20 protein-coding genes are annotated in these 21,796 nt (G+C 65.8%); 16 read left to right on the forward strand and 4 right to left on the reverse strand.

Annotation, left to right across the window (positions count from 1 at the left end):
• Positions 1-9 precede the first annotated feature (9 nt).
• A complete protein-coding gene (locus tag AC0WRY_RS33315; RefSeq protein ID WP_194404941.1) occupies positions 10-504 on the forward strand; it encodes a VOC family protein in 495 nt (164 codons plus the stop codon).
• A gap of 89 nt (positions 505-593) precedes the next feature.
• On the opposite strand, the gene AC0WRY_RS33320 is transcribed toward AC0WRY_RS33315, so the two are convergent.
• Positions 594-1,823 (reverse strand): MFS transporter, encoded by a 1,230-nt coding sequence (locus tag AC0WRY_RS33320; protein WP_194404942.1) that lies wholly within the window; start codon positions 1,821-1,823, stop codon positions 594-596.
• A gap of 140 nt (positions 1,824-1,963) precedes the next feature.
• On the reverse strand, positions 1,964-3,211 hold the full coding sequence (locus AC0WRY_RS33325; RefSeq protein ID WP_194404943.1) for an MFS transporter: 1,248 nt from the start codon (positions 3,209-3,211) through the stop codon (positions 1,964-1,966).
• A gap of 188 nt (positions 3,212-3,399) precedes the next feature.
• Between AC0WRY_RS33325 and AC0WRY_RS33330 the strand changes: the two genes are divergently transcribed.
• Positions 3,400-5,469, forward strand: coding sequence for a prolyl oligopeptidase family serine peptidase (locus AC0WRY_RS33330; protein WP_194404944.1), 2,070 nt, complete (start codon positions 3,400-3,402; stop codon positions 5,467-5,469).
• Between the two features lie 107 nt (positions 5,470-5,576).
• On the opposite strand, the gene AC0WRY_RS33335 is transcribed toward AC0WRY_RS33330, so the two are convergent.
• On the reverse strand, positions 5,577-6,248 hold the full coding sequence (locus tag AC0WRY_RS33335; protein WP_194404945.1) for a DUF938 domain-containing protein: 672 nt from the start codon (positions 6,246-6,248) through the stop codon (positions 5,577-5,579).
• Positions 6,249-6,493: 245 nt separating this feature from the next.
• On the opposite strand from AC0WRY_RS33335, the gene soxX reads away from it, so the two are divergent.
• The 11 genes from soxX (at position 6,494) to AC0WRY_RS33390 (ending at position 15,905) form a co-directional block, all read left to right on the forward strand.
• Entirely contained in the window at positions 6,494-6,841 is a 348-nt protein-coding gene (gene soxX, locus AC0WRY_RS33340) for a sulfur oxidation c-type cytochrome SoxX (protein WP_371746372.1), read from the forward strand.
• Between the two features lie 25 nt (positions 6,842-6,866).
• Positions 6,867-7,358, forward strand: a complete 492-nt coding sequence (gene soxY / locus AC0WRY_RS33345; RefSeq protein ID WP_491122461.1) for a thiosulfate oxidation carrier protein SoxY — start codon at positions 6,867-6,869, stop codon at positions 7,356-7,358.
• Positions 7,359-7,371: 13 nt separating this feature from the next.
• Complete coding sequence (gene soxZ, locus AC0WRY_RS33350; protein WP_194404948.1) at positions 7,372-7,683, forward strand: thiosulfate oxidation carrier complex protein SoxZ; 312 nt, start codon at positions 7,372-7,374, stop codon at positions 7,681-7,683.
• On the forward strand, positions 7,683-8,546 hold the full coding sequence (gene soxA, locus AC0WRY_RS33355; RefSeq protein WP_212065025.1) for a sulfur oxidation c-type cytochrome SoxA: 864 nt from the start codon (positions 7,683-7,685) through the stop codon (positions 8,544-8,546). Before soxZ ends, soxA begins: the two co-directional genes overlap by 1 nt.
• Positions 8,543-8,848: a hypothetical protein gene (locus tag AC0WRY_RS33360; protein ID WP_491122462.1), complete on the forward strand. Its 306-nt coding sequence runs from the start codon at positions 8,543-8,545 to the stop codon at positions 8,846-8,848. Before soxA ends, AC0WRY_RS33360 begins: the two co-directional genes overlap by 4 nt.
• 117 nt (positions 8,849-8,965) lie before the next feature.
• A complete protein-coding gene (gene soxB / locus AC0WRY_RS33365) occupies positions 8,966-10,717 on the forward strand; it encodes a thiosulfohydrolase SoxB (protein WP_491122463.1) in 1,752 nt (583 codons plus the stop codon).
• Positions 10,714-11,172 (forward strand): DsrE family protein, encoded by a 459-nt coding sequence (locus AC0WRY_RS33370; RefSeq protein WP_491122464.1) that lies wholly within the window; start codon positions 10,714-10,716, stop codon positions 11,170-11,172. Before soxB ends, AC0WRY_RS33370 begins: the two co-directional genes overlap by 4 nt.
• 274 nt (positions 11,173-11,446) lie before the next feature.
• Complete coding sequence (locus AC0WRY_RS33375; RefSeq protein ID WP_211415485.1) at positions 11,447-12,484, forward strand: MBL fold metallo-hydrolase; 1,038 nt, start codon at positions 11,447-11,449, stop codon at positions 12,482-12,484.
• Between the two features lie 99 nt (positions 12,485-12,583).
• Positions 12,584-12,766 (forward strand): hypothetical protein, encoded by a 183-nt coding sequence (locus AC0WRY_RS33380; RefSeq protein ID WP_491122465.1) that lies wholly within the window; start codon positions 12,584-12,586, stop codon positions 12,764-12,766.
• A gap of 122 nt (positions 12,767-12,888) precedes the next feature.
• Positions 12,889-14,109, forward strand: a complete 1,221-nt coding sequence (locus AC0WRY_RS33385; protein WP_491122466.1) for an MFS transporter — start codon at positions 12,889-12,891, stop codon at positions 14,107-14,109.
• 80 nt (positions 14,110-14,189) lie between these two features.
• The gene (locus AC0WRY_RS33390) at positions 14,190-15,905 is read left to right on the forward strand and encodes an N-acyl-D-amino-acid deacylase family protein (protein ID WP_491122467.1); all 1,716 of its coding nucleotides are present in this window, start codon (positions 14,190-14,192) and stop codon (positions 15,903-15,905) included.
• Between the two features lie 196 nt (positions 15,906-16,101).
• Here AC0WRY_RS33390 and AC0WRY_RS33395 read toward each other — a convergent pair whose 3' ends face one another.
• Entirely contained in the window at positions 16,102-17,451 is a 1,350-nt protein-coding gene (locus AC0WRY_RS33395; protein ID WP_491122468.1) for an MFS transporter, read from the reverse strand.
• Between the two features lie 145 nt (positions 17,452-17,596).
• Between AC0WRY_RS33395 and AC0WRY_RS33400 the strand changes: the two genes are divergently transcribed.
• From AC0WRY_RS33400 to AC0WRY_RS33410, 3 genes are read left to right on the forward strand one after another with little or no spacing between them, the layout of a single operon-like run.
• Positions 17,597-18,250 carry an ABC transporter ATP-binding protein gene (locus AC0WRY_RS33400; protein ID WP_491122469.1) on the forward strand — a complete coding sequence of 218 codons (654 nt, stop codon included), beginning with the start codon at positions 17,597-17,599 and terminating at the stop codon, positions 18,248-18,250.
• Positions 18,247-20,709 carry an FtsX-like permease family protein gene (locus tag AC0WRY_RS33405; RefSeq protein ID WP_491122470.1) on the forward strand — a complete coding sequence of 821 codons (2,463 nt, stop codon included), beginning with the start codon at positions 18,247-18,249 and terminating at the stop codon, positions 20,707-20,709. Before AC0WRY_RS33400 ends, AC0WRY_RS33405 begins: the two co-directional genes overlap by 4 nt.
• Complete coding sequence (locus AC0WRY_RS33410) at positions 20,699-21,781, forward strand: lipocalin-like domain-containing protein (RefSeq protein WP_194404960.1); 1,083 nt, start codon at positions 20,699-20,701, stop codon at positions 21,779-21,781. Before AC0WRY_RS33405 ends, AC0WRY_RS33410 begins: the two co-directional genes overlap by 11 nt.
• The last annotated feature ends 15 nt before the right edge of the window (positions 21,782-21,796 follow it).

Below are 21,796 nucleotides of genomic sequence, written 5' to 3' on the forward strand. Positions count from 1 at the left end.
AGCATTCACATGTCGCAAAGCCCAGCCGTCGCCGCCGGCACCAGGATCGGCCACGTCCACCTCAAGGTCGCCGATCTCGATCGCGCGCTCGCCTTCTATTGCGGCGTGCTCGGCTTCGAGCTGATGCAGAAGATGGGATCCGGTGCGGCCTTCATCTCGGCCGGCGGCTATCATCACCACATCGGGCTCAACACCTGGGAGAGCAAGGGCGGCTCGCCGCCGCCGCCGGGAACGACCGGGCTCTATCACACCGCGATCCTCTATCCGACGCGGCCAGCGCTGGCCGATGCGCTGCACCGGGTGCTCACGGCCGGCATCGCGCTCGACGGCGCCAGCGACCACGGCGTCAGCGAGGCGCTGTATTTGCGCGATCCGGATGAGAACGGCGTCGAGCTGTATTGGGACAAGCCGAGGGAGCAATGGCCGTTCGGAGCGGACGGCAAGCTTGCGATGTTCACCAAGCGGCTGGACGTGGAAGCGTTGTTGGCGGCGCGGGAGGCCTGATGCCGTAGGGCGGATTAGCGAAAGCGTAATCCGCCGCGCTTCAGCACATGCGGAACGAAGTTGGCGGATTACGCTTTCGCTAATCCGCCCTACTGGACCTGTTTTCCTCGCACCGTGATCAGCGCGGCGGCCGCCAGCTCCAGCGCGATGCAGAGATAGAACGGCAGCGCATAGCCGCCCGACCAGTCGCGCAAGGCGCCGACCACGCCGGGGCCGAACGCATACGTCACCTGGTTGATCGCGGTGTTCAGGCTGATCAGCACGCCGAACGCGGCGCTATCGAACTCCTGTTGCACGATCAGCGACGGCAGCGTGATGAGATTGCCGACCGAGAAGCCGAACAATGCGCAGGCCGCGATCAGCACGTAATCATTGTGCAGGTTGATGACGACCAGAAGCGCCGCGGCCTGGCTGAGGAACGACAGCGCCGAGGCGAGGCGCTGGTTGAGTCGGTCGATCACCAGCGAGAACAGCACGCGGCCGACCACCGCCATCGCGGTCAGCACCGCGACCGCCACCGCGGCGCGCTCGCGGCCGATCACGGGATCGAGAAACGAGATCAGGTGCACGATGAAGCCGACCTGCGCGAACAGCACGAGCGCGAATGCAATCGTCACCGAGAGGAAGCCGACGTCACGCAGCGCCCAGGCGCGGATCTGCGCCGATGATTGCACCTTCGTCTTCGTCGCCGCGTGCCGGCCGTGGGACGCGGGCGGCCGGCCGACGACGAACAGGATCACCGGCAGAAGCAGCACCAGCATGGCGCCGGCCGCGGCGTACATCGCGCTGGCGAAGCCGACATGACCGATCAGGGTGACCAGCAGCGGCACGCCGACGATGCCGCCGAAGCTGGCGCCGTTGAGCGCGAGGCTGATCGCCATGCCGCGCTTGCGGTCGAACCACAGGCTGATCGTGTTGGTGATCATGGCGAGGCTGGTGCCGGCCCAGCCGAAGGCGAGCACGGCATCGGCGAGATAAAGCTGCCACGGCTCGCGCACCGCGCCGATCGCGACGCTCGCTGCCGCCATCGCCAGCGTGCCGGCGACCAGGCTGAGGCGCGGACCATATTTTCGCACGGCTTCGCCGACGAAGACGACGAGCAGCGCGCCGAACAGATAGAAGAACGTCGTCCCGGAGGAGATTAGCGTGGTCGGCCAGCCCCGCGCGCGCTGCAGCTCGGCGACATAGACGCTCTGGCCGTAGAAACCGAGCCCCCAGCCGAAGGTCGCGAGCAGGAAGCAGACCGCGACGATGCGCCAGCCTTCGTAACGGAGGGAGGATTCGTCGATGGGCGCGGCGGTATGGGGATTGTCGAGCATTTGCGCCGGTCTTTCATTCCCCCGCGAGCGCCGTGCTTTCGCGCTCGCTGTTCATGACAAGCATCACGTAACAACCGAGCGTCCGAAAATCACTTCGACGGCGATCGAACTGTCAACGCTGCTGACAACCTCCTGCCAGCTCACACCGCGTCCGGGAACTCGCCGATCGCGGCCTCCAGCCGCGCCCTGCGGCGGCGGGCCCAGGAGACCAGCGAGAGCACGACGAGACCGAGAATCACCGGCGGGAACACCACCAGGTTCACCGCCGACCAGCCGGAGCTGGCGAGCAGCTGCCCGGAGGAGAACGAGCCGATCGCCATCATGCCGAACACCAGGAAGTCGTTGAAGGCCTGCACCTTGTTGCGCTCCTGCGCGCGGTGGGTCTCCAGCACCAGCGCGGAGGCGCCGATGAAGGAGAAATTCCAGCCCACGCCGAGCACGACCAGCGTCGCCCAGAAATGCATCGCCGTGAGGCCGGAGAGTCCGATGCCGGCAGCACCGGCTTCCAGCAGCAGGCCGGCGGCCACGACCTTCGGGGCTCCGAAGCGGGCGATCAGCGTGCCCGTGAAGAAGCTCGGCCCGTACATGGCGACGATGTGCCATTGAATGCCGAAATTGGAATCGGACACGGACAGGCCGCACATCTTCATGGCGAGCGGCGCCGAGGTCATCACCAGGTTCATCATGGGATAGGAGATGACGCCGCACAGCGCCGCGGCGATGAAGCGGGGCTGGGTCACGATGGTGAGCAATGGCCGGCCGCCATGCAGATCGGCCGGCGCGGGCTTCGGGATATCGACGCCGGCGACGATGCCCATCGCGACAAGCGCCACGGCGGCCTGCACCAGGAAGCTGAAGGCGAACAGATAAGGCTGCCAGACATCCATGGTCCATTGCACGAGCTGCGGACCGAGCACGCCGGCGAACACGCCGCCCGCCATCACCCAGGACACCGCCTTGGGCCGGTAGGCCGCGCTGGCGCCGTCGGCAGCGGCGAAGCGATAGGATTGTGCGACGGAGCCGTAGAGGCCGCCGAGGAAGGTCGCGATGCAGAACAGCGCGAACGAGCCGTGCAGGATCGCGAACGAGCCGAGCAGCCCGGTCAGCGCGCCGAGGCCCGTGCCGATGACGAAAGCCACGCGGCGGCCGAAACGGCGCGAGATCGCGCCGGTCGGCAGCGTGCCCGCTGCGAGCCCCAGCACGTACATCGACAGCGGCACGGTCGCCAGCGACATGTCCGGTGCAAGCGTCGCGCCGACGATCGAGCCGGTGGCGAAGATCACGGCCGAGTTGGCGCCGGTCAGCGCCTGCGCGGCGGCCAGGCGCACCACATTGGCGCGCGCGCGGGCGTCCTCGGCAATCTCGTGGGTTGAAGTCACGTCAAGCATCGGCTGTTCCGCCCAACGGGCTTGGTTGATTCCCGGGCACTATGGAGGGACGCGAGTGGGCGGGCAACCGGCGCAAACGGGCGCAGGCCATGCCGGTGGCGCAATCGGCTGGATGATAGCGGGCCCGCGCGCTTGACGGCTTGCGCTCGATCAAATCCTATTCTCCGCGACTTCCAGGAGTTTCGCTCATGACCGTCGACGACAGGCCCACGCTCAACGCTCCCGACGACGATCCCTTCCTGTGGCTGGAGGAGATCGAGGGCAAGCAGGCGCTCGATTTCGTCGAGCGGCAGAACGAGCTGACGCTGCAGGCGTTCGGCGGCAAAGCCTACGAGCACGACCGCGATGTGCTCGCGGCGATCTACGATCGGCCGGACAACATTCCCTATGTCACCCGGCGCGGCAATGACCTGCACAATCTCTGGAAGGACGCCGTCAATCCGCGCGGCCTGTGGCGGCGGACGACGCTGGCGGAGTTTCGTAAAGCAACTCCTGCATGGGAGACCATGCTGGACATCGACAAGCTCGCAGCGAGCGAAGGCGAGGACTGGCTGCTGAGCGGCATCGCCACGACGCCGGGAAGCTCACGGGCGGTTCTGAGCCTGTCGCGCGGCGGCAGCGACGCGGTGACATTGCGGGAATTCGACCTCGGGACGAAGAGCTTTGTGGCGAACGGCTTCACGCTGCCGGAGGCCAAGGGCGGCGTCGATTGGCTCGATGCCGATACGCTGCTGCTGTCGAGCGCCCATGGCGAGGGCATGGCGACGAGCTCGGGTTATGCGCGGACCGTGCGGCTGTGGCGGCGCGGCCAGCCTGTCGATCAGGCCGAGGTGATCATCGAGACCACCGCCGACCACATGGTGATCTATGGCAGCACTGACGACACCGGGCCCGAGCCGCGCGTGTGGATCGTCGATCAGATCGACTTTTTCAATGGCGCGATCTGGCTGCGCGATGCGGCCGGCAGCATGACGAAGCTCGATCTGCCGACCGGCGTCTGGATGCAGGCCCATGGCGACTGGTTCGCGATCAAGCTGCGCAAGGACTGGCAGGTCGAGGGACGGACCTACGCCACCGACACCGTGCTCGGCATCTCGCTCTCGGCGTTCCTTGCCGGCAGCCGCGATTTCGCGGTGCTGTTCGAGCCGGCGCCGCGGCGCGCTCTGCAGGGTCTGTTCTGGGCGGCGGGCAAGCTCGTGCTGTCGATCCTCGACGAGCTGCGCCCGCACTTCGAGATCTGCACGCCGTCCGCCGCCGGCTGGCGCCGCGAGACGCTTGCTGGCCTGCCCGAGATCGGCGTCGTCGACGTCTGGGCGCTCGATCGTCATCCAAGCGAGAGCAACGGCGATCTGCTCGCCAATGTGCAGGATCCGCTCACGCCGCCCTCGCTGCTGCTGCTCGAACGCGGTGTCGCCAGCCCGACCGTGCTGAAGCAGGCGCCGAAGACCTTCACCGCCGACGGGCTCGTGGTGACGCAGCACGAGGCGATCTCGATCGACGGCGAGCGGATTCCCTATGTCCAGACCGGCCCGGCCAAGGAGACCGGCGATGCGCCGGTCTATATGAGCGCCTATGGCGGCTTCGCACTCGCGGTGAAGCCGTATTACAATTCCTCGCTCGGCAAGCTGTGGCTGGAGCGCGGCGGCACGACGGTGCAGGCGAATTTGCGCGGCGGCGGCGAGTTCGGCACGCGCTGGCACGACGCCGGCCGGCTCGCAGGCAAGAAGCTCTCGCATGACGATTTCGCCGCGGTCGCCGCCGATCTCGTCCGCCGCGGCGTGACGCAGCCGAAGCGCATCGCAGCCCAAGGCGGATCGAACGGCGGCATCCTCATCACCAACATGCTGGTGCGCTATCCCGAGCGCTTCGGCGCGCTGTTCTGCACCATCCCGCTGATCGACATGCGCCGCTACACCAAGCTGCTCGCGGGCGCGAGCTGGATCGCGGAATATGGCGACCCCGACAAGCCCGAAGAATGGGAGTGGCTGAAGACCTACTCGGCCTATCACAACGTGAAGGCCGGCCAACCCTATCCGCCGATCCTGATCGCCACCACGCGGCGCGACGACCGCGTCCATCCCGGCCACGCGCGCAAGATGGCGGCGAAGCTGCAGGCGATGGGCTACGAGGCCTGGTTCTACGAGCCGGCCGCCGGCGGTCACGGCTACGGCAAGGACAACAAGGAACGTGCGGGATTCGAGGTGCTGGGCTTCCGGTTCTTAAAGGAGAAGATCGGGTGGAGGGATGGTGAGGGCTGACGGCCGCTTGATGGGTAAACGCGAGCGTCGGGTGGTGCACCTCTCCCGCTTGCGGGAGAGGTCGACGTGCGAGGCACGGCGGGTGAGGGAGTGCACCTCCCACGTAGCTAGCGCGCAAACACCAGCGTCAGATTGTTCGCAGGCATGTCGGTGGAATCGACGAGGCGGAGGCCTGTCGCTTTCGCGAGCGCCTCGACGTCACTGACGTCGCGGACGCCCCATTCCGGATTGCCTTCCCGCAAGGAGGTGTCGAACACCGCATTGCTGAGCGCGGTGTGTTTGCCGTCGCGCTTGAAGGGGCCGTAGAGGAACAGCTTGCCGTCGGGACGCAGATAGCGGCCGGCCCCGGCGAACAGGCCCTCGGCCACCGCCCAGGGCGCGATGTGGATGACATTGGCGCAGAACACGGCGGCAAGGCTCGTCGGTGCCTGCCCGTTCTTCATCTCCACGCACCAGTCGGGATCGGTGAGATCGATGCGCAGGGGCGGGCGGATATTCGGCAGGCCCGCATACACGCGCCAGGCCTCGATGCTCCTGAGATGGCGCTGATTGAGGTCGCTCGGCCACCAGATCAGGCCGGGCGTGTGGCGGGCGAAATGGACCACGTGCTGGCCGGTTCCGCTGCCGAGTTCGACCACGTTGCCGGTCAGCCCGGCGAGTTGCTTTTCGAGCGCAGCCCAGATCGGCACGTGATTGCGATGGAACGCCGGCGCATCGAGCCGCCCGTCCGGCTCGACCCGCCCACCATCCCTGCCAAATTCGACGACATATTCAGCCAAGCGAGATCCCCAAAATATGTGAAACAACAACGAAGGCCTGAGGGCCAAACGCCCCTAGAATAATTTGCTAGCGCCAACCCGCTTGATGAACGAACTATCTCATCGGTTGCAATGCGCAGGATATTAACTCCATTTTGCTGCGTGCATAGTCTTGATTGTCAGGCGGTGCCCTTTGTGCTTTGGAACGCCTATATTTCCACAAACGAGATCATCGACATAACGCTCGGGACGATGCCTTGACCGCCATTCCTTGCAAGCCTGCCATCCTGGTGGCGCTGGCCTTCGCCGCCGCCGCTTCCGTGGCCCCGGCGCAGGCGCAATCCGCTGTGGCCGACGGCCAGAAGCTCGCCTTCGACCGCGGCAAGGGCAATTGCCTGACCTGCCACGTCATCAAGGGCGGCGACCTGCCGGGGACGATCGGTCCGGAACTGAAGGACCTCAAGGCCAAGTATCCCGATCGAAACGAGCTCACCGCGATCATCTTCGACGAGACCAAGCGCAATCCGCAAACCATGATGCCGCCGTTCGGCCGGAACCGGATTTTGACCGAACAGGAGATCAGCGCGATCGTTGATTTCCTGCAGACCCTGTAACGGCCGGCTGCCCAGGAGATTTGAGATGACCACGACCACCGGCCCGCTTGCGACGAGGCGCCTGATCCTTCAGGGCGCGGCCTGCGTCGCACTGCTCGGCCTCGGCAATCTGCCGTTCGCGGCGAGCCCCGCGCGTGCCGCGGCCAACGACAAATATCCTGAAGAGGCCTTCAAGCAGAAGAACGAGGCCGACGCGATCAAGGCGCTCTATGGCAAGACCGCCGAGCCCTCCGACAAGGTCAAGCTGGATGCGCCGGAGATCGCCGAGAACGGCGGCGTGGTGCCGGTGTCGGTGACGACGACGCTCGACAAGGTGAACTCGATCTCGTTCTTCGTAACCGAGAACCCATACGCGCTCGCGGCGTCCTACAAGATCGCCGAGGGCACGATTCCTGCTGTCGCCAACCGATTGAAGATGGCCAAGACCACCAAGCTGGTCGCCATCGTCGAGGCTGACGGCAAGCTCTACAGCGCGACCAAGGAAGTGAAGGTCACCGTCGGCGGCTGCGGCGGCTAGGAGGATCGGTCCGATGGCATCAAGCATTCGCGTGCGCGCAACATCCAACGGCGACATCACCGAGGTGCAGGCGCTGATCCAGCACCCCATGGATACCGGCCTCGTCAAGAATCCCGCCGGCGAACTGATCCCCGCGCATTACATCCAGCAGCTGAAATTCGAATGTAACGGCAAGGACGTCTTTGTCGCCGATTGGGGCACCGCGGTCTCCAAGGACCCCTATGTGAAGTTCAGCTTCAAGGGCGCCAAGAAGGGCGACGAGCTCAAGATCTCCTGGACCGACAACAAGGGTGCGTCGGATACGACCACCGCGAAGATCGCGTGATGAAGACCCGCACCTCCCTGCTGCTTGGCTCGCTCAGCGCCGCGCTCGTCGCTTTCGCCCTCACCTCTCCGCGCGTCGTCGCGGCCGACAAGGTCGATCCCGTCGCCGACGCCAAGGCGTTCCAGAACTTCTTCTTCCAGAAATTTCCTGATGTGAAGCACGAGGACTTCGTCAACGGCCCCTATTCCATGAACGCCGATCTGAAGCGGCAATGGCAGGAGAAGGAAGAATTCCCGCCTTACGAGTTCGCGCTCGATGCCGGCAAGGAGATGTTCGCGACGCCGTTCAAGAACGGCAAGACCTATGCCGACTGCTTCCCGAATGGCGGCGTCGGCATCCGCCAGAACTATCCCTATTTCGACACGAAGGAAGGCAAGGTCGTCACGCTGGAGCTCGCGCTCAACCGCTGCCGCGAAGCCAATGGGGAAGCGCCCTACTCCTACGTCAAGGACGAGATGGCCTCGCTGACCGCGTACATGGCCTACACGTCGCGCGGCAAGCTGATGGACATCAAGATTCCCGATGATCCGCGTGCGCTCGAAGCCTTCGAAAACGGCAAGCGCTATTTCTACACCCGCCGCGGCCAGATGAATTTCTCCTGCGCGAGCTGCCATGTGCAGAGCCCGGGCGAGCGCATCCGCGCCGAGATCCTGGCGCCGGCGCTCGGCATCCTGAACGCGATGCCGATCTACCGCTCCGAATGGAGCGGCATGGGCACGACCAGCCGCCGCTTCGTCACCTGCAACAGCCAGACTCGCGCGGTTCCGCTGGCGCCGCAGGCGGATGAATATCGCGACGTCGAATATTTCCTGTCCTACGTCGCCAACGGCCTGCCGATTTCGGGCCCGGGAGCGCGGCCATGAAGCGGACACTTGCCTTGGCCATGCTGCTCGCGCTCGACCTCGCGGCCACGGCGCGCGCGGCAAATGAAGCAGACTACAAGGCGGCCTACACCGCCGCAGAAGCCGCATCGAAGGAGGCCGCCGGCTTGCGCAACCAGTGGACCGTGACCGTCTCTGCGCTGGCCGCGGCCAAAAAAGCGGCGGATGGCGGCGATTTCGACCGCGCCACCGCCGCGGCCAAAGAGGCCGAGGCGCTGGCAAAGGCGTCGATCTTCCAGGCGACGTCCGAAAAAGAAGCCTGGAAGGCGATGGAAATCCGCTAGACTGTTCGCTAGAGCTTCTTTTTGACGCGTTTTCTTCGCGCGAAGCGGTATCCACTTCGCTCGAAAACGCTCTGGTGCAACAGCCTTGCGATCACTGAGGGCGCGGAGATTTTTTGGATGGCGATCCGCCGCCGCGATTTCCTGAAGTCTGCCGGCCTTGCCGCCGCATCGCTCAGCCTGCCGCGGTTTGCGCGTGGCACCGAGGCCGCGAGCCTTTACGACCTCGAGCGGTTCGGCAATGCGCGGATCCTGCACATCACCGACACGCATGCGCAGCTCAACCCGGTCTATTTCCGCGAGCCCAGCATCAATATCGGCATCGGCGAGATGGCCGGGCGGCCGCCGCATCTGGTCGGCCGCGCCTTTCTCGACCGTTTCGGCATCCGTTCCGACAGCGCAGATGCCTACGCCTTCACTTGCGTCGAGTTCGAGAAGTCGGCAGGCCGCTTCGGCAAGCTCGGCGGATTTGCCCATCTGAAGACATTGGTCGACCGCCTGCGTGCCGATGTCGGCGAGAAGCGTTCGCTGCTCCTCGACGGCGGCGATCTCTGGCAGGGCACCGGGCTTGCCAATGTCATGCAGGGCCGCGACATGGTCGAGGTCGCCAATCTGCTCGGCATCGAAGCGATGACCGGGCATTGGGAATTCACCTATGGCGAGCAGGTGCTGCGCGACAATCTCGAGCGCTTCAAGGGCGAGTTCCTGGCGCAGAACGTTTTCCTGACGGAGGAAGCCGCGTTCAACGACGCCGCCGCCTTCGACAAGGCCAGTGGGCGCGTGTTCAAGCCATCCATGATCAGGGAGATCGGTGGCCACCGCGTCGCGATCGTCGGTCAGGCCTTCCCTTACGTGCCGATCGCGCATCCCAAGCGGTTCACGCCGGACTGGACCTTCGGCATCCGCGAGGAGGAATTGCAGAAACATGTCGATGCCTTGCGCGGCACCGAGAAGGCCGATGCGGTCATCCTGCTGTCGCACAACGGCATGGATGTCGACCTCAAGCTCGCAAGCCGCGTCACCGGGATCGATGTCATCCTCGGTGGCCACACCCATGATGCCGTTCCGCAGCCAATGCCAGTGAAGAACGCCGGCGGCACCACGCTCGTCACCAATGCCGGCTCCAACGGAAAATTCCTCGCCGTGCTCGATCTCGCGATCGATAAGGGCAAGGTCAGCGACGTGCACTACCATCTGCTGCCGGTTTATTCCGAGCTGCTGAAGCCCGACCCGGCAATGGCTGAGCTGATCGGCCGGCTGCGCGCACCGCATGTGGCCGACTGGTCGGCGAAGATCGCAACGCCGGACCGCCTGCTCTATCGCCGCGGCAATTTCTCCGGACCGGTCGACGAGCTGATCTGCACCGCGCTGCGCGCCGAGCTCGACACCGAGATCGCGCTGTCGCCGGGATTCCGCTGGGGCGTCACCGCGCTGTCCGGCCAGGCGCTGACCATGGAGGATCTGCTCGCGGAGACGGCGATCACCTATCCCGAGACTTATGTGCAGGAGATGACGGGCGCAGAGATCAAGGACGTGCTGGAAGACATCTGCGACAACCTCTTCAATACCGATCCCTATTACCAGCAGGGCGGCGACATGGTGCGCGCCGGCGGGCTCAGCTACACCTGCACGCCGAACGCCGCGATCGGCAGCCGCATCTCGGAGCTGAAGCTCAATAGCGGCAAGACGCTCGGCGCCAGCCACCGCTACAAGGTCGCGGGCTGGGCTTCGGTCACCGGCCGGCAGGGCGCTCCGGTGTGGGACGTGGTCGGCAAATATCTGCGCTCGGGCCGGATGTTTCCGGAACGGCTCGGCTCCGGCGTGACGCTGAGGGGTGTCGAAGACAATCCAGGCATTACGGGACAGGGATGAGGCGCGCGCAGATCCTCTCCGCGCTGATGCTGGCGCTGCTCGCCTTCGCCGCCGTCGCGCCGGCCTCGGCACAACAGGTGCCGCTGCAGGACAAGCCGTTCGCCGAGCACAGGATCGTGCTGCAGCTCTCCGACGGCGATGCCAGGAAGCAGGCGCTGGTGCTGAGCGTCGCCAACAACCTGCTGAAGGCCTACGACCCCGACAAGATCGCGGTCGAAGTGGTGGCGTTCGGCCCCGGCATCGAGCTCCTGCTGTCCGGCAACGAGCGTCGCAAGCAGGTCGAAAGCCTGATCGCGCAAGGCGTGCGCTTCGACATCTGTCTGAACACGGTGGATACGATCGAGCGCGAGACAGGCAAGCGGCCGGAGTTCATTCCCGCGGCGACGCCGGTGCAGGTGGGCGTCGGGCAGATCCTGTTCCTGGCGGAGAACGGGTACACATTGGTGCGGCCGTAGGGCTGTCTGACCGTCCCCACAGTGTAACGCCCCCATTCGGGGTCATTCCCCGCGCAGGCGGGGAATCCAGTCCTCCGCAGCACCTCCGTATCCCACTTCGGCCTGCGGATTAACGGATCGCCGGCCCCCTGTGCGCAATTGCGCACCAGGCGGGGAATGATAACACACAACAATAATCTTCCATATTTTGCTCGCCTCGCAGCAAAATACTTCTCTCTCCGACCCCGGTTGTAGTAGAATCCTCGACATCAGTTCCACTGCCGGACCTCCTGCCATGATCTTCCGTCAGCTCTTCGACAGCGTTTCGGGCACCTACAGCTATCTCCTTGCCAGCCGTCCCGGCGGCGAGGCGCTGATCCTCGATCCCGTGCTGGAGAAGGTCGACCGCTACTGCCAATTGCTGCGCGAGCTCGACCTCAAGCTCGTCAAGGCGGTCGATACCCATCTGCATGCCGACCACGTCACCGGCCTCGCCGAGCTGCGCGACCGCACCCATTGCATGACGGTGATGGGCGACCAGACCAAGGCCGACGTCGTGGCGATGCGGGTCGCCGACGGCGACAAGGTGACGATCGAGGGCCTGTCGCTCGACGTGATGTACACGCCCGGCCACACCGACGATTCCTATTCGTATCTGATGGGCGACCGCGTCTTCACCGGCGATACGCTGCTGATCCGCGGCACCGGTCGCACCGACTTCCAGAACGGCTCGTCGCGCGCGCAATACGACTCGATCTTCAACCGGCTGCTCAAGCTGCCTGATGAGACGATGGTATTCCCTGCGCACGACTACAAGGGCGACACGGTCTCCACGATCGGCGAGGAGAAACGCTACAACCCGCGCCTCCAGGTGCGCTCGGTCGACGAATATATCGAGCTGATGGCCAATCTGAAGCTGCCCAATCCGAAGATGATGGACGTGGCGGTGCCCGCCAACATGCATGTCGGCCTGCATCAGGAAGAGCTGGAGAAGGAAGGCCGCGCGCTCAGCGCCGTCGAGGCGATTCGTGCGCTCGGCCGGCCCGACATCCTCCTGGTCGATCTGCGCGAGGCCAACGAGCGCGCCAAGCACGGCATGCTCGAAGGCGCGCTGCACACGCCCTATCCGTCCGTCGAGGACAGCCTCAAACCAGGCGGCATGCTGCGCGAGGTCGCGGCCGCGACGGGACGCCGCGTGGTGTTCTTCTGTGCTTTTGGGGAGCGCTCGGCGATGGCGGTGGCGGCCGCCAAGGCGGCCGGCCTCTCCAACACAGCGCACATCGCCGGCGGCGTGGATGCCTGGAAGAAGGCAGGCGGGCCGCTCGTGCATTGACGGGCTTGGCCAACGCCACGCGCGGTCCTTGCGCTACGTCAGGGACCGCTCATATTTTCAGGGTAGGATCGGGTGCAGCATCACCATCCGGGACCAGCCATGACCAAGATTTGCAAACCGGGCGAGCCGCCCAAAATGGCCGAGAAGAACACCGTCGAGAAGAAGCCGGCAGACAACAAGGCGAAGCTCCCCCCGCCTTCTCTCGATGACGACGATTACGAGGACGGCGACATCGCAACGCCCAAACGCGATCGCTATGGTGTGGACGACGAACCGTTGTGAGGGGTGGCCTCAAACTCCGCGGTCGTCGCCACCCGCACTACCTGCCATGCGCCTGCGTTCATGGACAAATAACCGCTCTCCCCGATAGTTTCCGCCTCCATCGGGAGTGAAACGGAACTGCAATGGTCGACGTTCTCGCCGCACCGCAGCAAGGCAAGGCGGACAGCGCGCTGCGCACGCTGACGGGAATCTCGATCGCGCATTGGGTCAGCCATTTCCATCTGCTGGTCCTGCCGATGCTGTTCCCGTTCCTCAAAGCGCAGCTCGGCGTCGGCTATATCGAGCTTGGCTTCGCGCTCACCGTGTTCGCCGTGGTGTCGGGGCTGACGCAGGCGCCGACCGGCTATCTCGTCGACCATTTTGGCGCGCGCAAGATCCTGCTGATCGGGCTGACCCTCGGCGGCTGCGCGCTGATCCTGCTTGGCCTGCATCTCAGCTATGTCTCGCTGATCGCCTGCGCGGTGCTGCTGGGCCTCGCCAACAGCGTCTATCACCCCGCGGATTACGCGATCCTCGCCGAGCACATGGACGAGGCGCGGATGGGCCGCGCCTTCTCGATCCACACCTTTGCCGGCTTTCTCGGCGGCGCGGTGGCGCCCGCGATCGTGGCTGGCCTCGTCACAATGTCCGGCGGTGTCGGCGCGCTGATCGCATCCGGCGCGATCGGCATTCTGGTGGCGCTGCTGCTGCTCAGCATGAACATTCCCGACGCCGGCGCCAGCAAGAAGAAGCCCGGTGCCGAGAACGCGCCGAAGCAAGCCGTCATCACCCCGGCGCTGATCACGCTGACGGCGCTGTTCATGCTGCTCAGCCTGTCGGTCGCCGGCATCAACAATTTCGGTGTCGTCGCGCTGATGAGCGGCTACGGGACGTCCTATTCGGCGGCCAACGTCATGCTGACCGCATTCCTCGGCGCCAGCGCCGCAGGCGTGCTCGCCGGCGGCTTCCTCGCCGATCATACCGAACGCCACGGTTACGTCGCCGCGGCCTGCTTTGCCGTCAACGCGGCCATCGTGCTGCTGATCGCGCTCGTGACGCTGCCCGGCTGGATCCTGACCGCAGCGATGACGCTCGCCGGCTTCCTCTCCGGCGTGATCGCTCCCTCGCGCGACATGCTGGTGCGCAACGCCGCGCCACCGGGCGCAGCGGGCCGCGCCTTCGGCATCGTCTCCACCGGCTTCAATCTCGGCGGCATCGTCTCGCCGCTGCTGTTCGGCTGGATCATGGACCAGAGCGCACCGCACTGGGTGTTCGGCGCGTCGGTGGTGTTCATGGTCGCGACCGTGGTGCTGTCGCCGTTCACGGAACGGAAGCGGGAAGCCAACGCGGCGACGCAACCCTGAGCGCACTTCCCCGCGGTTGACACTGCGCAGGCGCGCCTGAAAATGCGCCCAAGCAAAACAACCATTCGGGAAGAAACACCATGAGCACCCCTGATCTCGTGATCCGCGGCGGTACCGTCGCGGACGGACGCGGCGGCGAGCTGTTCGAGGCGGACGTCGCCATCACCGGAGGGAAGATCAGCGAGGTCGGGAAGGTCGCCTCGAAGGGACACGAAGAGATCGACGCACGCGGCAAGCTCGTGACGCCGGGCTTCGTCGACGTGCACACGCATTACGACGGCCAGGTCACCTGGAGCCAGGACATCACGCCGTCGTCGCAGAACGGCGTCACCACCGCGATCATGGGCAATTGCGGCGTCGGCTTCGCGCCTTGCAAGCCCGCCGACCACACCCGCCTGATCCAGCTCATGGAAGGCGTCGAGGACATTCCCGAGCCGGTGCTGAGCGCCGGCATTCCCTGGGCCTGGGAGAGCTTTCCGGACTACATGGACTGGCTCGCCAAGCGCGATTTCGACATCGACGTCGGCGCGCAGCTGCCGCATGCCGCGCTGCGGGTCTATGTCATGGGCGAGCGCGGCGCGCGCCGCGATCCTTCGACCGCGGAAGACAATGCCGCGATGGCAAGGCTCGCGGGCGAAGCGGTGCGCTCGGGCGCGCTCGGCTTCTCGACCTCGCGCACGCTCAATCATCGCACGTCGACCGGCGACTTCACGCCGACGCTGAAGGCCGGCGAGGACGAGCTCACTGCAATTGCCGACGCCATGCATCGGCAGGGGCGCAGTGTGCTGCAATTCGTGCTGGATCTCTCCACCATCCACGAAGACCTGCCGATGATGCTGCGGGTGGCGGATGCCACCAAGTGCCCGATCTCGTTCTCGATCACGCAGAACGACAAGGCGCCAAATCGCTGGCGCCAGACGCTGGACGAGATCAACGCGGCCGCCAGGCGCGGCCTTTCCATCACCGCGCAGATCGCGGCGCGCCCGGTCGGCCTGCTGCTGGGCCTCGAGCTGTCGCGCAACCCGTTCCAGACCCATCCGAGCTACAAGGCGATCGCGCATCTGCCGCTTGGAGAGAGGCTCGCGCGGCTGCATCAACCGGAGGTGCGCAAGGCGATCCTGAGCGAGACGGCGACCGCGACCGACGATCCGCTGTTCTTCCGGCCCAATTACGACAGGATGTTCCTGCTCGGCGATCCCCCCGATTACGAGCAGCCGCCGGAGAACGCGCTGGGGCCGCAGGCGCGCAAGCAGGGGCGCCGGCCGGAGGAGCTCGCCTATGACGCGATGCTGTCGGACGAGGGCCGCGGCATGCTCTATGTGCCGTTCCTCAACTATGCCGACGGCAATCTCGACGCGACGCGCGAGATGCTGATCGACCCGCAATCGGTGCCGGGCCTGTCCGACGGCGGCGCGCATTGCGGCATCATCTGCGATGCGAGCTTCCCGACCTATCTCTTGACGCACTGGACGCGCGACCGCACGCGCGGCGAGAAGCTGTCGATCCCGTTCGTGGTCGCGGCGCAGTCGCGCAAGACCGCGCTGTCGGTCGGCCTGACCGACCGCGGGCTGATCGCGCCCGGCTACAAGGCCGATGTCAATGTGATCGACTATGACCGCCTGCACCTGCATCCGCCCAAGGTGCACTACGATCTGCCGGTCGGCGGGCGACGGCTGCTGCAGGATGTCGACGGCTATGATGCCACGATCGTGTCGGGCGTGGTGACGCGGCGGCATGGCGAGACCACGGGGCGGCGGCCGGGGAAGCTCGTTCGTGGCGCGCAGGGGGTGAATTAGGCAGCGGCGCAGATGAGACGCGAAGGCGTATCGACAATCTCGGTGTCGTCCCCGCGAACGCGGGGACCCATAACCACAGGAAGAAGTGTGGCGGAGGATCGCAGCTCGGTACTGCGATTTATCATAACCGAGAGATCACGCGGTATGGGTCCCTGCGTTCGCAGGGACGACAGCGGAGTGTGATACCATTAGTCGCCTACGTCGGCGACACCGCGCCCTTCAGCGCGCTCGCCTGCGCCGCGGCACCGCGGCTCAACCTCGCCTTTTCCGTGTTCGGCCAGAGCAGCAGCAGGCCGAGCAGGCCGGAGCCGACCATGATCACGGCGTTGATGGTGAAGCCGGTCATGTAGCCGTCGATCGTGCTGCCGGCACGCTGGATCATCGCCCCCATCACGGCCGGCGCGACGATTCCGGCCAGCGTGTAGAGCGCGCCGTAGATGGCGAGGATCGCGCCGCGCTGCGACGTCGGCGTGAACTCGCCGAGCATCGGCGGGCAGACGACATAGATCGCCCCGCACAGGCCCGAGCCGACCACGAGCAGCGCGATCTGCAGGCCCGCGCCCTGAACATGCGGCATCATCGCCAGGATCAGCCCGCCGATCACCAGCGGCACCGAGCCGAGCACGCCGCGAGCCGCGCGGGTGTTGTAGCCGCGCGCCATCATCACCTGCGAGATCCATCCCGTGAGAATGACGATGGTGGCGCCGAACACCCAGGGCAGGATCGAGATGAAGCCGGCCTGGCTCTGCGAGAAGCCGAGCCCCTTGACGATGAACGGCGTGAACCAGGTCAGGCCGAGCGACAGCGCCCAATAGGCGCCGAAGGTCGCCGCGACGCAGCCGACGAAGGTGCGCGAGGTGAGAAGCTGCAAATAGGGAATCTTCGACTCGGTCGCGGCCAGGACCTGCGTGTCCTCCAGCGGTCCTTCCTTGCCGAGCGCGAGCCAGGCACAAACCCAGATCAGGCCGACGACGCCGAGCGCGCCGAAGGCATAGTGCCAGGAATGATTGACGATGACCCAGTTCAGTGCGGGCACGGCGAGGATCACGCCGAAGGCCGATCCCTGCGACAGGATCGCGGTCGGCAGCGTGCGCTTCTCGTCGGGAAACCATTTGTAGATCGCGTGCGCGGCGACCGAGAAGGCCGGGCCTTCGCCGGCGCCCAGCACGATGCGGCAGATCAACAGCGTCGTGAAGGAGACGGTGCCGACCATGGGAAATTGCGCCAGCGCCCAGACCACCGCGAGCGCCAGCAGCACCCAGCGCGTCGGCACCTTGTTGACGATGAAGCCGACCACGATCGCGGCGATCGAGAACAGGAAGAAGAACGAGGAGCCGAGCAGGCCGAACTGCTCCGGTGAGAGCTTCAGATCGGTCATGATCGGCACGCCGGCGAGGCCGACGACGATCTTGTCCGCGAAGTTCACGACCATGAAGAGAAAGAGGAGAAAAGTGACGGTCCAGGCGCCCTTCGGCGTCGGCTTTGCCGAAGCGTTGGAGTTCCCCGCCGTGCTGCCCGCCGTATCAGGCGTTCCCTGAGCGCTCATCGTTCTCCCCGCATGTCTTTTTTGGCACTTTTTTGATTTGGCCGTCTTGGGAGCTAACAACGGCTTCGAGACCAACGCAACCCGGCATTTCCGCAGCAAGTGTGCTACGCAACAAGTCCGCTAATTCCGTCCGGCGCCATTCATCGTGCTGAGCATCCGTAATCTTTCCAAGACCTTCTCCTCGGCCGGCGAACCGGTCCATGTGCTGCGCGGCGTCGATCTCGACCTCGCCGACGGCGAGCGCGTCGCGCTGACCGGCGAGTCCGGCAGCGGCAAGAGCACGCTGCTGCACCTGATCGCGGGGCTCGATGCCGCCGATGGCGGCTCGATCGGGCTGGGAGACATTGAGGTTACCAAGCTCTCTGACGCGGGGCGCGCCAGCTTGCGGCGCGACCGGATCGGCCTAGTGTTTCAGCAATTCAACCTGATCCCGAGCCTGTCGGTCGCGGACAATCTGATCTTTCAGGCGCGGATCGCCGGCCGGCACGACGCCGCCTGGACCAAGGAGCTGACCGAACGTCTCGGGCTCGGCGCTCTTCTGAAGCGCTATCCCGAGCAATTATCCGGAGGTCAGCAGCAACGGGTCGCCATCGGCCGGGCGCTGGCGACGAAGCCGTCGCTGCTGCTGGCGGACGAGCCGACCGGCAATCTGGACGAAGACACCGCCGAGGATGTGCTGGCGCTGACGCGCGACCTCGTTGCGCGCACCGGCTGCGGCTTCCTTATGGTGACGCACAGCCTGCATCTGGCCGCTCAGCTCGACCGCCACCTCACCTTGCATGCGGGACGGATCGCATGAGAGGCGCGCTGTGGATTCTCGCGGTGCTGCTCAGCCATTGGCGGCGTCACAAGATGCAGTTCGCGACGCTGCTGATCGGGCTGATCGCGGCGACCGCGCTGTGGAGCGGCGTGCAGGCCATCAACCAGCAGGCCCGCACCGCCTATGACCGCGCCGCGGCGACGTTCGGCGGCAGCCGCACGGCCATGCTGGTCGCGCCGCATGCGGCAACCTTCTCGCAGGACCTGTTCGTCAAGCTGCGCCGCGCCGGCTGGCCGGTGTCGCCGGCGCTGGAGGGCCGGGTCCAGATCAACGGCCGCTCGGTGCGGCTGCTCGGGATCGAGCCGGTGACGCTCCCGGTCGATGTCGGCAATGCGCCGCGCCTTGGTGCCGCGGATCTCGGCAGTTTCGTTGCACCGCCGGGCCAGACGCTGGTGGCACGGGAAACGCTGCGCGATCTGCGGGAGCAGGAGGGCGCGGCGCCTCCGACCAGCGACGGCGCTACATTGCCGCCGCTGCGCGTGCTGCCGCAGCTGGTGCCCGACGTGCTGGTGGTCGATATCGGCGTGGCGCAGCGTCTCCTCAACAGGCCGGACCAGGTGTCGCGGCTGCTGATCGGCAAGCCCAGAAGCAAGCCCGCGCCGCTGGCCAGCGTTGTCGGCGATCAGTTGCAGCTGATCGAGCCGAGCGCGGAGACCGAGCTGGAGCACCTCACCGACAGCTTCCATCTCAACCTCACGGCGTTCGGCCTGCTGTCGTTTTTCGTCGGCCTCTTCATCGTCAACTCAGCCGTCGGCCTCGCCTTCGAGCAGCGGCTGCCGATGCTGCGGACGCTGCGCGCCTGTGGTGCCTCGGCGCGGCTCGTCAACAGCGTGCTGGTGGTCGAGCTGGTGGCGCTGGCTCTCATCGCCGGGCTGATCGGGCTAGTTTGTGGCTATTTCATCGCGGCCGTGCTCCTGCCCGACGTCGCGGCCTCTCTGCGTGGGCTGTATGGCGCGCAAATCCCCGGGCAGCTCAGCTTGCGGCCCGAATGGTGGCTCGCCGGCATCGGCATCAGCATTGCGGGCGCGCTCGTCGCGGCGGCGACCAGCCTGATCAAGGCGATCCGGATGCCTGTGCTGGCGACGGCCCAGCCGCATGCCTGGCAGCAGCGGCAGCGCCGCTGGCTGATCCTGCAGAGCCTGGCCGCCTGCGCCGTGTTCGCGGTCGCGCTGTTGCTGCTGCGCTATGGCGAATCGCTGATTGCGGGCTTTGGCGTGCTGGCGGCCCTGATGCTCGGCGCGGCCCTGATCCTGCCGGCCTTCCTCGAACTGCTCCTGCTGGCCGGCCAACGTGCCGCGCGAAAACCGCTGGCGCTGTGGTTCTGGGCGGACAGCCGGCAGCAGCTCTCTGGATTGTCGCTGGCGCTGATGGCACTCCTGCTCGCCCTCGCCGTCAATGTCGGGGTCTCCACCATGGTGGGGACGTTCAGCCGCACCTTCATCGGCTGGCTCAACGGACGGCTCGCCGCCGACGTCTACATCAGCGCTGCCGACAACGCGCAAGGCACGGAGATCCGCAACTGGCTGAAGCAGCGCAGCGACGTTGAGGCGATCCTGTCGGGCGGCCGCGCCGAAGCGCAGGTCCAGGGCCAGCCGGTGGAGCTGCTCGGCCTGCCCGATCATGCACTCTATCGCGAGCGCTGGCCGCTGCTGGACGCCGCGCCCCGCGCCTGGACCCGGCTCGTGCCGGGGAATGCCGCCTTCATCAGCGAGCAGCTCAGCCGCCGCCTGAATGTGCGCATTGGCGACGTCGTCGAGGTGCCGGCACCTGGCGGGACCTGGGAGCTCGACATCGTCGGCATCTATGCCGATTACGGCAATCCCAAGGGACAGCTCGCGGTGAATGCCGCGGCGCTGATGCGGCAGTTTCCGCAGACGGCGCAGACGCGGATGGGCCTGATCGTTGCCAGGGAGAATATCCCCGGCCTGATCTCGGCGCTGCAGAAGCAGTTTGCGCTCGACGACCGCAGCGTCGCCGACCAGGCGACGGTGAAGGCAGAATCGATCCGCATCTTCAACCGCACCTTTGCGGTCACGTCCGCGCTGAATGCGTTCACGCTCGGCGTCGCAGGCATCGCGCTGTTCACGAGCCTATTGACGCTGGCGAACTCCCGCCTGCCGCAACTCGCGCCACTATGGGCGATCGGCATCACGCGGCCGCGCCTCGCCGCGATCGAATTGACCAAGACGCTGTCGGTCGCGCTGTTCACATCGCTGCTGGCCGTGCCGCTCGGCCTCCTGGTGGCGTGGTGCCTGATCGCGATCGTCAACGTGAAGGCATTCGGCTGGCGGCTGCCTTTCCATGTGTTTCCGGCGCAGTTGATCGGGCTCGTCGCGGTGGCGCTGCTGGCCTCGTTGCTCGCGGCCTTGTTGCCGGTCGTGCGGCTCGCACGGATGCAGCCGGCCAGCCTCGTCAAGGTGTTCGCCAATGAGCGCTGATCGAATGTCGCGCCGCGCCTTCGCCGGGGGCATCGCCGCGCTGGCGCTCGCTCGCTGCGCCGGCGCGCAAGGCTATGCCGGCCTCGGCGAGACCGCGGACGGCTTTGCGAAGGTGACGCCGGGAAAGACATTCGCATTTCCGGCTGATCACGGGCCGCATCCGGAGTTTCGCATCGAGTGGTGGTATCTGACGGCAAATCTCGTCGATGGCAGCGGTGCGGCGTGCGGCCTGCAATGGACGCTGTTCCGCCAGGCATCACAGCCGGGTCCGCAAGGCGAAGGCTGGGCCAATCGGCAGATATGGATGGCGCATGCGGCGGTGACGCGCGCCAACACCCATCGCTTCAACGAAGTGTTTTCACGTGGTGGCGTGGGCCAAGCAGGGGTCACGGAAAAGCCGTTTGCGGCCTGGATCGACGATTGGGAGATGAAGGGGCTTGAGCACGCCGACGATCCCACCCTGGCACCGCTGACGCTGAAGGCCTCCAGCACGGATTTCAGCTACGCCCTGACGCTGGAGGCCAATCGTCCGGTCGTGCTGCAGGGCGATCACGGCTACAGCCGCAAATCGGAGCGCGGGCAGGCGTCCTATTATTACAGCCAGCCGTTCTACCGCGCGCGCGGCACGCTCACCATCGACGACAAGCCGGTCGCTGTCTCAGGGCAAGCCTGGATGGACCGCGAATGGAGCAGCCAGCCGCTCGACACTGACCAGACCGGCTGGGACTGGCTGTCGCTGCACCTGTCGTCCGGCGACAAGCTGATGCTGTACCGGCTGCGGAAGAAGGACGGCAAGGACTATCCGTTCGGCAATTGGATCAGCGCTTCCGGCGAGACGCAGATGATCGCAGGCGGCGACATCCAGATGATTCCGAAAGCGACCGCGCAGGTCGCGGGACGCAAGCTGCCGGTGGAATGGCAGATCGCGATCCCGTCGCGCTCGTTCTCGATCCTCTGCAGGCCGCTCAATCCGAAGGCCTGGATGGGCACCGGCTTTTCCTATTGGGAGGGACCGATCAGTTTTGCCGGGAGCCATGACGGCGTTGGCTATCTCGAGCTGACCGGGTATTAAGCGCGGTCTCTTCAA

This window comes from Bradyrhizobium sp. T-12, from assembly GCF_058314695.1.